General features: G+C 51.7%; 9 protein-coding genes and 1 pseudogene. 3 read left to right on the top strand and 7 right to left on the bottom strand.

The annotated features are described in order from the left end of the window. Positions 1-45: 45 nt before the first annotated feature. The 7 genes and pseudogenes from ACM1PF_RS18420 to ACM1PF_RS18390 all read right to left on the bottom strand — a co-directional run bounded on the left by ACM1PF_RS18420 (position 46) and on the right by ACM1PF_RS18390 (position 10,435). Positions 46-882 (bottom strand): SWIM zinc finger family protein, encoded by an 837-nt coding sequence (locus tag ACM1PF_RS18420; RefSeq protein WP_416666049.1) that lies wholly within the window; start codon positions 880-882, stop codon positions 46-48. Between the two features lie 237 nt (positions 883-1,119). Beyond that, positions 1,120-4,464, bottom strand: a complete 3,345-nt coding sequence (locus ACM1PF_RS18415; RefSeq protein WP_416666048.1) for a DEAD/DEAH box helicase — start codon at positions 4,462-4,464, stop codon at positions 1,120-1,122. A gap of 146 nt (positions 4,465-4,610) precedes the next feature. Further along, positions 4,611-6,400: pseudogene (locus ACM1PF_RS18410) on the bottom strand (ABC transporter ATP-binding protein). Then, positions 6,397-8,205, bottom strand: a complete 1,809-nt coding sequence (locus ACM1PF_RS18405) for an ABC transporter ATP-binding protein (RefSeq protein WP_416666046.1) — start codon at positions 8,203-8,205, stop codon at positions 6,397-6,399. The pseudogene ACM1PF_RS18410 and the gene ACM1PF_RS18405 overlap by 4 nt, the downstream one beginning before the upstream one ends. A gap of 126 nt (positions 8,206-8,331) precedes the next feature. Continuing rightward, entirely contained in the window at positions 8,332-9,336 is a 1,005-nt protein-coding gene (locus ACM1PF_RS18400; protein WP_416666044.1) for an adenosine deaminase, read from the bottom strand. After that, the gene (locus ACM1PF_RS18395; RefSeq protein ID WP_416666042.1) at positions 9,336-10,166 is read right to left on the bottom strand and encodes an alpha/beta fold hydrolase; all 831 of its coding nucleotides are present in this window, start codon (positions 10,164-10,166) and stop codon (positions 9,336-9,338) included. The genes ACM1PF_RS18400 and ACM1PF_RS18395 overlap by 1 nt, the downstream gene beginning before the upstream one ends. 20 nt (positions 10,167-10,186) lie before the next feature. Beyond that, complete coding sequence (locus ACM1PF_RS18390; RefSeq protein WP_416666040.1) at positions 10,187-10,435, bottom strand: Ycf34 family protein; 249 nt, start codon at positions 10,433-10,435, stop codon at positions 10,187-10,189. A 99-nt stretch (positions 10,436-10,534) separates the two neighbouring features. Between ACM1PF_RS18390 and ACM1PF_RS18385 the strand changes: the two genes are divergently transcribed. The 3 genes from ACM1PF_RS18385 (at position 10,535) to ACM1PF_RS18375 (ending at position 12,281) form a co-directional block, all read left to right on the top strand. Further along, complete coding sequence (locus tag ACM1PF_RS18385; protein ID WP_416666038.1) at positions 10,535-10,675, top strand: hypothetical protein; 141 nt, start codon at positions 10,535-10,537, stop codon at positions 10,673-10,675. Next, positions 10,636-11,892, top strand: a complete 1,257-nt coding sequence (locus ACM1PF_RS18380) for a CCA tRNA nucleotidyltransferase (RefSeq protein WP_416666036.1) — start codon at positions 10,636-10,638, stop codon at positions 11,890-11,892. The genes ACM1PF_RS18385 and ACM1PF_RS18380 overlap by 40 nt, the downstream gene beginning before the upstream one ends. 209 nt (positions 11,893-12,101) lie before the next feature. Next, positions 12,102-12,281, top strand: a complete 180-nt coding sequence (locus ACM1PF_RS18375) for a hypothetical protein (protein WP_416666034.1) — start codon at positions 12,102-12,104, stop codon at positions 12,279-12,281. The last annotated feature ends 284 nt before the right edge of the window (positions 12,282-12,565 follow it).

Raw genomic sequence — 12,565 nt, 5'->3', positions numbered from 1 at the left:
AGCGCAGGCATCTCTGCTGCCGTTAGCGATCGCAGCACATCCTGATCACAGCACATTCCGATTTTTAGTTCGTACCTGCTCATAGAGGGTTTCCATCGCTTCAATAAACGAATTATCCCGATCCCAGAAAGCTGGAAAATCCCCCTGCTTCTTGATCGGAATTCCCGGCACGACGGCCTCTGGTAACGGCTCGATCGCTTGGGGGAGTCGCTTTGTGCCATGCCAGAAATCGCGCAGGTTCGTGACCGCTGCTGGAGTGGTTTCGGGTTGAGTGTAATAGGTCGAGGTCGTTTGGGGGGAACGCTGTTCTAGCTGCATTTCCGCCGCCAAAGCCTGTCCCAATGGCGATTTAGCCAACTCCTGAAGCAGTTTATCCCGTGATAGACCGCGCAACTCAAACAGCAAAAAGGGGTCTTGATCCAGTTCCGTTGCCAATCGATAAAAGACTCCGGCAATATGTTTACAGGGATTACTCCAATCAGGGCAACTGCATTCCGTATTAAAGTCCTTTTTACTGTGGGGCAGCAGGGTTAAGTGTAAAGGCGCGATCGCATCTTCAATGTTTTCTGGAATTTCGTTCAGCAGGAGTCTGGAAATGAGACTGGCTTTAGAGGCAATGACCGCAATGGCCGCCGCCCACTTTGCCGCACTAATCGGCTGGAACTCAATCACGGTGGTGTACAACGGTTCCTCATACACCCCAAAATAGGGATTCACCGATCCCCGCACATGGGCCAACACCGTACTGTCCTCAATCATGAAGGTTTTAATCTTCCCGCCACTGGCATAGGAACGCCCCCGACTTAACCGCCCCGTATCGGTCACTTGCTCCACTGCCGTAATAAATTTTTGTCCCCACCAGGTTCGACTAAACTTAGACATTCCCTGCTCCCAATTACCAAAACTAACTGTTCTCTCCTCTTGTGGGGTGGGCATCTTGCCCGCCCAATCTCTTCATTTCCCCTCTTGTGGGGTGGACATCTTACCCGCCCAAACTCCTCAACTTCCCTCTTGTGGGGTGGACATCTTACCCGCCCAATCTCCTCATTTCCCCTCTTGTGGGGTGGGCAGCGTTTCGACTGAGCTCAAGCCGAAGTCTTGCCCGCCCAGTCCCACCACCTATTCCAAAATCGCACTCTTATTCAATGCAATCAGCTTCCTAAACGCATCATTATCTAATTCCGTTAGCCAGGACTCATCCGCCCCCACGATCGCCCCTGCCAGTTTTTTCTTATCCTCAATCATTTCATCAATTCGTTCCTCCAGCGTTCCCATCGCAACAAATTTGTGGACAAATACATTCTTCTTCTGGCCAATCCGAAAAGCGCGATCGGTCGCCTGATCCTCCACAGAGGGATTCCACCAGCGATCGAAGTGAAAAACATGATTGGCTTTGGTCAGGGTAATACCAACCCCACCAGCCTTTAGGGACAGGACAAAGATTGACGGCTCCGTTTCGGGATCTTGAAATTCACTGATCATCTGCTCCCGCTTTTTGCGAGTGGTACCGCCGTGGAGATAATAGGTATTGCTATGAAAAGTCTGACGCAAATATTTCTCCAGAGCTTCGCCAATTTCGGTAAATTGGGTAAACACCAGCAGGCTTTCCCCTTCCTGCATCACCTCTTCGATCATTTCCGTTAATCGGCTCAACTTGTGCGATCGCTCAGCGGTAAACTCACTGCCATCCTGGAGAAACTGCATGGGATGATTGCAAACCTGCTTGAGCTTGGTCAGCGTTGCCAGAATTAAGCCCTTGCGGTGAATTCCCTCCAGGGTTTGTAGCTGCTCCTCTGCATCTTTGACGATCGCCTCGTACAGGGAAGCTTGCTCCTTCGTCAGGTTACAGTACAGTTTCTGCTCCACCTTATCGGGCAGGTCTTTGATGATGGACTGATCGGTTTTCACCCGCCGCAGAATGAAGGGTTCAACCAGCTTCTTCAGCGTTACCGATTGGCGTGGATCATTGTCTTTCTGAATCGGGAGTTCAAAGTTGCGCCGGAATTGGGTTTGATTGCCCAGATAACCGGGATTCAGGAAGTTAAAAATTGACCATAGATCCAGCAAACGATTTTCGATCGGGGTTCCCGTCAACGCTAAGCGATGGGGGGCAGACAGTTTCAGGATCGACTTAGTTAAATTGGCCTTGGGGTTTTTAATGTTCTGCGCCTCATCCAGGACAATCCGGTGCCATTTGACTCCACCCAACAATTTTTCATCCCGCCGGGTCAGGGTAAAGGATGTGATCAAAATATCGTGCTGTCGGCAAATCTGCTTAAATTCCTTGGCATCCTTCGATCGCTGACTGCCATGATGCACCACTGCCTGTAGGTGCGGCGCGAATTTCTGAATTTCGTGATACCAGTTTCCCACCACCGAAGTTGGGGCAATTAAAAGGGTGGGCGGAATCCGCTTTTGGCCGTTTTCCTCCGCCAGTTCCCGCTCCTGAGCCAGTCGAGCAATCACCTGTACCGTTTTGCCCAGGCCCATGTCGTCCGCCAGGCAACCGTTCAGTCCCAATCGCTCCAGGTAATGCAACCACGACACTCCCCGCTTCTGGTACTCCCGCAAATTGCCCTGGAGCAGTTTAGGATTTTCGACGGGTTCTAGCTGGCTCTTGTCGTTCAGAGTGGATAACATGCCGGACAGCGCATCGTGGCGATCGACCTCCAGTTCCACATCCTCATCGTTTTTGGCAGAGAGCTTCAGAAAGTCCAGCAGGCTCAGTTCGGGGTTTTCCTGATGTTGGGTTTTCCAGAATTCCAGCATCTGCCGCATTTTATCCTGATCCAGTTCCATCCACTGGCCCCGGAACCTCACCAGGGGTGTTTTGACCTGTACCAGTTGTTGCCATTCCTGTTCGCTAACCTGTTCACCGCCGATCGCCAGTTCATACTGGTATTCCACCAACTGATCAAAGGAAAAGTAAGACTTAGCCTTATCTTCACCGCCCGTGAGCGACTTGCCCTTCGCCTTCAGCTTCACCTTAGCCCGCTGCCGTCCCTGGGGAGTCCACCATGCCGGAACAATCACCTTGTAGCCCGCGTTTTCCAGTACCCAGGCCGACTCTTTGAGAAAGGCAAAGGCAGCATCCAGGCTCAGAAAAATCCCCACGGGCTGATCCGTTTCTAACCCCCGCCAGAGATCGGGATAGATCCGGGCGGCATAGCCCAGGTTCATTAACAAATGCTGTTCAAAGTCTTGCCCCAATTGTTTGACCAGCTTGGCCTGCTGCTGCGGTCGCATCCGCCAGTAATCCAACAGCGACACCCGCAGGGATGGATCATTTTTGGGGGCAACCTGAAACTGAAGCTCCCAGGTATCTTCGGGTTTCGCAGGATCTTGCAGTTGAAAGCACAGGTGAAACGGCAGATCCGTCTGAGTTCGGACAATTCGATCGCGCCAGGCTTGCCATTGGGTGTACTGTTCCAGATGAATACTAGCGGCTTTTCGGGGTTGCAGACAGCGTTCAATCAGTGAACCATCAATGAGTTTGGCAAAGGCCTGAGTGGTATAAGTATGGGTGACAATATCATCCAGCAAACATTCGGAAAAGTGGCGGATTAACGTCGCTCGATCGTGAAATTGGGGTGTCTCTGGCGGTTCAGCAAATCCAGCGACGCAAATCAACGGCATATACTCAACGTACTGCTCGATCAGGGTTGCATACTCTTCCCCAATGTATTCCCATCCAGGGTAAATTTCGGGACGACTGGAATTTAAAGCGGTGGCTTTGATTGTCCGGGCAGGATCGGTTTTTCTGGCACTCGATCGTCTTTTAGCCGCTGATTTGGAGCTTGAGGCAGGCGATCGTTTTGCAGCCGTTTTGCCATTGGAGCTAGTCTTACCATTGGAGCTAGTTTTACCATTGGCACGGGGCTGTGGTTCAGGGGCAGTGCGATCCGCGGGGGCAATCTCCCGATATTTCAGAGCAGGAATATAGTGCTCCTTCCAGATAATTCGCTTCAGGGCTTGCGTGTAGTGATACCAGAACAGTAAGTCTGACCCCAACTGAATATCTGCTAAGTTATGTAACGCAATAAAGTGCAGCTCATTCAGCAAATAAATGACATTGTTCACTCGCCCAGAGCCGTAACTGCCCGTTTTCACCTCAGCCAGGGTTTGGTAACAGTCCACCTGCCAGTATTGTAGTTCAAAGGATTCTGGGACTTCCTCCTCTAAATAGCGAGAAAGTTCTAGGGAGGGCAATGGTTGCCGATCGTCACTGGGGAGCAGGAAATACTGCTGGGAAACGGCATCCTCTGGTTTGTAAGTCACGGGACGAATCCCCAGTTCGCCCATCAGCGTTTCCATCAGTTCCGCTGCAACGAGCTGCCGGGGATGCCGCTGTGTGACTCCACGAAACCGTTTGCGCTCAGTCGTTTCCACCCAGAGGTAAAATGCGCCACTCTGGACAAAGTCCTCGCCTGCTTGCGGAATCCAGGTTCCGTGAAGGATGTTCATGGGAGGGGAAACGCCGTGGTTGATAAGGATGTCTTAAAGCTTAATGTACCAGAAGTCGTGATAAAAGCAAGATAGCAATGGATAACAGGGACGATCGCCACTCTACCGCCCCCAAATCCTGGTCAGTCCATGTGATTTCTTCCGTCTTAAACAACTGAAGCAGTGGCATCACCCAGTTGCAGGGCATACAGATTGGCATAAACTCCTCCTCTGGCAATCAGTTCATCGTGGGTTCCCCGTTCCACAATTTGTCCTTGCTGAATCACTAGTACCTGATCTGCCTGAGTCACGGTACTGAGACGGTGCGCAATCACAAAACTGGTACGTCCCTTTAACAAACGTCCGATCGCTTCCTGGACTAAGGCTTCGGTGCGCGTGTCAATACTGCTCGTCGCTTCATCCAAAATCAGAATTCGGGGATTAATTAATACGGCCCGGGCAATGCTAACCAGTTGCCGTTGACCCTGGCTCAGGGGTGCGCCGCGCTCTCCCAGTTGGGTGGCATACCCCTGGGGCAGCGATCGAATAAATTCATGCACATTGGCCAGCTGGGCAGCGGCTTCAATATCGGACTGGTTGGCATCGGGCACGCCAAAGGCAATGTTTTCAGCGACCGTCCCACCAAACAAAATATTATCTTGCAGCACAATTCCCATCTGTCGCCGTAAACTCGCCTGGGTCACATCCCGGACATCAATTCCATCGATTTTCACCGCTCCATCCGTCGCATCATAAAACCGCAGAATCAGGTTAATAATTGTACTTTTGCCAGCCCCCGTTGGCCCCACCAGCGCCACCATTTGTCCAGGGTTCGCCTCCAGATTGACGTTCTGCAAGACTAATTGATTCGGCGTGTAACCAAAGGACACCTGCTCAAAGGTGACTTTTCCCTGCATGGAGGGCATTTCAAAGGCATGGGGTGCATCGTTCAGTTGGGAGGGTTCATCCAACAACAAAAAGATGCGTTCCAATCCTGCCAGAGCGGACTGCGCCTGAGTGTAAAACTGGCTGAGGATCTGGATCGGACGAAAGAAAAGCTGGACGTAGATCAGGAAAGAGGTGACAACTCCGATCGTTGCAGCTCCCGTTACCGCAAGATAACCGCCATAGGCTAAAACGGCTGCTGTTGCTAATGTATTGAGAAAGTCGATCGATGGTAAGAAAGCGGCCGTAATGGCGACTGCCTGCACATTCGCATCTCGATTCGCGGCATTGACCAAATCAAATTCTTCAATGTTCATCTGCACCCGGTTAAAGGCCTGCGCTTCCCGAACGCTGGTAATGCCTTCTTCCAGTTTGGTGGAAAGTTCACCGATCGTCTCTCTGGTGACACGAAATCTGGCTCTGGCCAGCGAGAAAATAAGCCGGTGGTGAAAATCATCAGCGGTACGGCTAGATTACTGAGGAGTCCCAGTTGCAGGTTAATCGAGAACATGGCAATGATAATCCCTACCAGGCTGAACAGGTTGCCCAGCATTTGCGCCACGGTGAGTCCGAATGCCTGATTAACGGTATTAACATCATTCAGCAAACGGCTCATTAAATCGCCCGCTTCACTGCGATCGAAAAAGCTAATCGGCAGGCTTTGAATTTTCGTAAAAATATCCTGTCGGAGTTGCGCCAGGGTGCGCTGCATGATGCCCCCTACACGCAAAATTTGTCCCCGAATTGCCCACACGCCGAGCAGATAAATTAGCACGAGTCCGCCCAGCATCAGGATCAGACCTGGCAGATTTCCGGGCACAATCAGATTGTCGATCGCCCAACCAATCAAAAACGGCCCGATCGATTGAGTGGCCGCTCCCGTTGCCACCAGCAGCAGGGCGATCGGAATTTCTTCACTATAAGCCTGGAAATACTTTAAGAATCGTTGTAGCGTCGAAAGCTGTCGTCCGGCTTTTTGCTCTGATGCCACAACGGGCCCTGCTCCTCTCATCGCTGCTCCTTTGGCTGTGCCTGAATGGGTGCCTGAACGGGTGCCTTGACCTGAGATTCTAAAATCACGCTGTATAGGGGACTGGTTTCCATTAATTGCTCATGGGTTCCCTGCGCCACCAGCCGCCCTTTGTCCATGAGGAAAATGCGATCGGCGTTTTGTACGGTACTGATCCGTTGGGCAATCACAAAGGCGGTACAGGTTTTCTGACGCATTAAATCATCCAATGCAGCATGAATTTGAGCTGCGGTTCTGGCATCGACCGCAGAGGTACTGTCATCCAGAATCAAAATGCTGTAATCGGTGAGCAACGTCCGGGCAATGGCCACCCGCTGTTTCTGTCCGCCCGATAGTCCCACCCCCCGCTCTCCCACATGGGTGTCGTAGCCCTCCGGCAGGTTGGCGATAAACTCATGAATCTGCGCCATTTTAGCCACTTCAATCACCTCCTCCAGGGGAGCATTCGGTTTAGCGTAGGCAATATTTTCTCGCAGTGTGCCAGAAAACAAAGTCGTCTCCTGAAACACAATCCCAATATGCGATCGCAGACTGTGTAGGGTAAAATCCCGCACATCTCGCCCATCAATCCGCACGGCTCCCGATGTCACATCATAAAAGCGGGGAATCAGGTTCATAATCGTGCTTTTGCCGGAGCCAGTCATGCCCAAAATCGCAATTAACTCTTTCGGTTTCGTCTCAAAGGAAATATTTCTGATCGCCTCTGTGGCAGCTCCCGGATAGCGAAAGCAAACGTTTTCAAAGGTAATGCGTCCACCACAGGTTTTGAACGGTACGGCCTGGGGGCGATCGCGGATTTCGATTTTGGCATCCACCACTTCGTAGACTCGATCGGCACAGGCGGCTGCCTGGGCGATGGCCGGAGCAGCAAACCCAATCAGCAAAATCGGCTGCAAAATCAACAGCAGGTAGGAGTTAAACGCCACCAGTTGCCCAATGGAAAAGCGATCGGCAATCACTGCTGCCCCGCCATAGCCCACCACGACAACCGTGACTACATTGCTCAGCAAAAACATGAACGGAAAAGTGTTGCGGATCGATCGAATCGTGGCCATGTTGGTGTCGATCAGCACATGATTGAGCTGAGTGTATCGTTCTGTTTCCGCACCTTCCCGCACGAATGCCTTCACCACCCGCACCCCAAACAGATTCTCCTGGAGGACTGCATTCAAATCTCCCAACTGTTCCTGCACCAAGCGAAACAAATGGCTCGTCTGCCGTAGAAACCGCACCATCAACCAGCTAGAGAGGGGAATCACGGTTAGCGTAATCAATGCCAGTTCCCAATTCATAATTAGCAGAATCACAGCAATGCTAACTAGGGTGACAACGGCACTAATCACCTGCATCAGGCTGGTGCTGAGGAAGGTGCGGATCTGCTCGATATCGCTGGTGACGCGGGTGAGGAGTTGGGAGGTCTGTGCCTGATCGTGGTAGCTAAAGCTGAGGTTTTGAATCTTACTAAAAATCTTGTTCCGCAGATCATAGGCCACATTTTGGGAAGTCGCCTCAGCCCAGAAGCTTTGCCCAAAGTTAAACAAACCCCGGGCGATCGCAGCGACCACCATCCAACCTGCACTGAGCAGCACGATTTCCAGGTTTTGTTGAGTGATTCCCTGGTCAATCCCCCAGCGAAAGAGTTGGGGGGTCAGGGCATAGGCCGCAGTCAGCAGCAAAGAGCTAACCAAAGCCCCAATGGCAAGCCAGCGATAGGCAGATAGGCTCTTGAGGACTCGTTGTAGCGAGCCTAAGGAGGAAGTTTCTTGAGAGATGGGAGACTGAACCAAGGCAATTGATCCTCCGCTAAGGGGCAGTGAACGAAGCGTCTCTTGCCTTAGATTAATGCGAAATTCGTTTAACTGGGCAGTGGCTTATGAATCTTCTCTCCAGGGTTAGAGTGAAGCCACACCCCTTTAGCCTGCCTTGCTTACAAACCTTTCCAACTGATCCAACAACGCCTGCTTCTCCTCTTGCTCCAGGAAAGTTGCCTGGAAGGAATTTTTCGCCAGTTGGTAGATATCTTGTTCATCTAAATGCAATGCGGTTTGAATTGCCCGGAAATTATCTACGACATAGCCGCCGAAGTAGGACGGATCATCTGAATTCACAGTGACGCACAATCCCATATCTAAAAGCTGTTTGATGTTATGTTGTTCCATTGTGTCAAACACACGAAGTTTAGTATTCGACAACGGACAAACCGTTAAGGGAATTTGGTGTTCTATCAGGTATTCCACTAATCTGGGATCATCAATGCAGCGAACGCCATGATCAATGCGCGACACCTGCAACAGTTCGATCGCCTCCCAGATATACTCGGCAGCTTCTTCCCCAGCATGGGCAACGGTACGAAATCCTTCAGCTCTAGCGCGATCGAATACTGCTTTGAATTTGGCGGGAGGATGGCCCAGTTCAGAGGAATCTAAGCCGACCGCAGGAATCTGATCTCGATAGGGTAGGGCTTGCTCCAGGGTGGCCATAGCCGATTCAGCACTGAGGTGACGCAGGAAACAAAGGATCAGGTAGGAAGAAATTCCCAGCCGAGTTTTACCATCCTGTAGTGCTTGTTGGATGCCGGAATAAGCCGTCTCAAAGGCAATGCCGCGATCGGTATGGGATTGGGGGTCAAAAAAGATTTCAGTGTGATGGACTCGATCCTCTGCGGCCCGTTGCAGATAGGCCCAGGTCAGGTCGTAAAAATCCTGCTCAGTTTGCAGAACGTTGGCTCCAGCGTAGTACAGGTCTAGAAAAGACTGGAGGTTTTCAAATTGGTAAGCCTGACGAATTTCTGCAACCGATCGGTAGGGTAGCGAAATGCCGTTTCGTTCTGCCAGGGCAAACATCAGTTCGGGTTCAAGGGACCCTTCGATGTGGATGTGCAGTTCTGCTTTGGGGATGTCTCGAATCAATCTGTCCATCACGACTTGGCCAAACTATGCTCTTTTTGCAGAAACTCCCTGAGGTCTGCCGCGAACTGAGTTGGCTCCTCCCAGTGGGGATAATGTCCTACCGCTTCGTACAGCTTTAGGTCAGCCTGGGGCAGCTTTTGGGCCACCTGCGCCTGATCTTCCCAGAGGAACACTTCATCCTGGTTCCCCGCAATCAGCAGGGTGGGTTGCATGATCGCCTCCAGTCGATCGCTGTGATTATCTGCCAGCAGTCCATCCAGCGCACCCCGCCACGTCTTGCCAGGGATTTGGGAACTGGCATCCACACAGGCATTGAAGAACCAATCGGGAATCTTTCCCCGTTTGGCATTAGGAGAGAGGATTGCCTCCGCCAGTTCGCGCGGGATTGCCTCTGAAAATTGCTCCAGAGCTACCCTCAACCCTTGCAGTTGCTCGTGGTTATCCGTGCGCATTCCAGACCCCACCAGCACCAGGCGATCGATTCGATCAGGACAGCGTAAAGCCACCTTCCGGGCCACAAAGCTGCCCATAGAACTACCGACCAGGGTGGTTCGCTCTATTCCCTGCTGATCCAGGAACTCAATGACATCCTGAGCGTAGGCATCCAGCGACCAATCCTCACCCGCGTAGTGGGACTTGCCATGCCCCCGCTGATCCAGCACCAGGCAACGGAAATGGGGGGCGAGTAAGGGCAGAACCAACCGGAAAGTCTGCCAGGTATCGAGGTATGCCGGCAAAAAAACGAGCGGGTAGCCAGTACCCCCTTCGACAAAATGCAAACGCAAGCTAGACAGGTCAGCATAGCTTTCCTGGAACGAGTCGGGAATGCGATCGATCATATATTAAGTTCTTTTAAGCTTTAAGTCGGAACCAATTCTCCGGGACGAAGCCGAGACCACTTGCCCGCTTCTTCTTTAAAGCTCAAGCAGCCCACCACATCCCATTCCATCTCGATAATATCATCCTGGTGGCGAATATTAACGTTGATAGTTGGTTCCACCGCCTCAAAGGTTGGTGTTTCGGTCAAGTGGGGCTGCTGATGTTGGTGTTCTACCGCATGATAGGTTGTACAGCGATCGACGTAGTGGCAGTTAACGCAAATGCACATTTGGGCTTCCTCCACGGTTCAGCAGCGAGACTAGGGGGCAACCCTGTCCTTTCTGCTACTGTAGCTCAATTTTTCTAAAACACGCAGGAACGGTGGGGAATGTTGCAAAATGAATTAATTGTCTCAAAAACCGATCGCAAGCGTTGTTACTACCCCACCTCCCCCTATCCTCAGAATGGACTCGATCGCAGGAACGATTTGTGTCCGTTTTATCTCCCCAAACCTGGCCCATCGGGCTAGAGCTGTTGCCGCCAGCCACTTATTTGGTGGGGGGGAATGTTCGGGACGCGCTCCTGGGGCGGCGGGCAGAGTATCTGGATCTGGATTTTGTGTTGCCGGAAGGGGCTGTTAAAACCGCCAAACGGATTGCCAATTACTACCAGGCAGGCTTTGTGCTGCTGGATGCGGAACGGCAAATTGCGCGAGTTGTGTTTGAGAAAGCAACCGCAGATTTTGCCCAGCAGGTCGGAGATAGCCTGGAGGAAGATTTGCAGCGGCGAGACTTCACGGTGAATGCGATCGCCTACAGTCCCCACACCGAGGAAATTATTGATCCTCTCCAGGGATATGCGGATCTTCAGCAGCACTTAATTCGGATGATCGCTCCTGAAAACTTAAAGGAAGATCCCCTGCGGCTGTTGCGGGCGTATCGTCAGGCTGCCCAGCTTGGTTTTCAACTGGAGGCAGAGACTCGTACCATGATTCAGCAGTTGGCTGACCTGCTGCAATTTATCGCAGCGGAACGGGTGCAGGCAGAACTGAGTTATCTCCTCAGCACGGCTAAGGGAACGCCCTTTCTGCGCATGTCCTGGGAGGACGGACTGCTGACCCACTGGCTGCCCCATGCCACGGCAACTCGGCTGGACTGGGTGCGCTGTATTGATCAGGTGGCGATCGATCTAGAGTCCACTCTGACGGGGCTGAATTTGTCGGGATGGATGCGGGATCAGCAGCGTGTTTCTGGTACGGGGCGGAGTTGGCTCAAGATTGCCAAGTTATCTGCCCTGGTATCCCATGATCCCCAGTCGATCGAACTGGAACTGTGGCGACTGAAGTACAGTCGAGCTGAAATGCAGGCGGTCTTTGCTGTGATCAAATGTTTACCGCTGGTTCAGCCTCAAACCTTGCCTGTCCTGTCCGTAGAACAACAGTACAACTTGTTTCGTCAGATCGGTGCAGCCTTTCCAGCTTTGGCAGTACTGGCCGTGGCAACTGGAACCCCTATGGAGGCAGTTGCTCCCCTGATTCAGCGATTTTTGACCCCCAATGATCCCGTGGCTCACCCCAACCCTCCTTTGACGGGAAGGGATTTGATGGCAGCGTTGCACCTGCCGCCGGGGCCACAGATTGGGCAGCTTTTAGAAGCGATTCAACTGGCTCTGGCAGAAGGAAAGATTCAAACGCGCAAACAGGCCCTTGATTTTGCTCAACGATTATTCGATGCGGAAAATCAATAAATTATGATAAAGTAGGCCTTCTGTGGGGATATTTCCCAAAGATATTTCCTGCCAACTCATTTGTTTTAGTTACGATGGGGAATGAGTCGCCTGTAGTTCACTAGTTTTCAAGATGTCGTTATCTCTAGTGCACCGGGGTGAATGCTTAGACCGATCGAGTTTTGCCGAAAATTGTATTTATTTAGACCTGTCGCGTAAAGAGGTTGAGAATGGCTAAACGCCGAAACCTGAAAAAAGAAAAAGCACTCCGTAATTTGGCTTATGCCCGCAAGTTCCGCAAGCGCACCAACTCAGGGCGTTTCCGCAATAACCGTCGCCAGGGTAGCCCAACGGGAGCCCAGGATGATGACAACGATCAAGAGTCCAGTGGGGCTGAGGCTTCTGAGTAGGGCCATTGACCTAGTAGGGCGTTGACCTGAACGAAACCCGTGCTTTGGTCATGAGGGGGCATTATTGCCCCTGCTTTTTTGTATGGATCGCCCAATGCCCAATCTTTTGTCTGTCAGTTGGAGATTCTGAGATTCGGGAGATACGGAAACCTAACGTACCCCGTGGGGATATATCCGTGTGCCCTGACTGAGGGACGCAAATTAAATAACTCCGATCTTTTCTGTACGGGCGCACAGCAGGGCACCCCTTCTGGAGATTAAATTTTCAATTTTATTTAATCCGC

Origin of the sequence: Egbenema bharatensis FJBBOT/2019 (genome assembly GCF_048077055.1) — a bacterium.
Lineage (GTDB): Bacteria > Cyanobacteriota > Cyanobacteriia > Elainellales > Elainellaceae > Egbenema > Egbenema bharatensis.
This window is presented reverse-complemented; position numbering and strand designations above follow the sequence as displayed.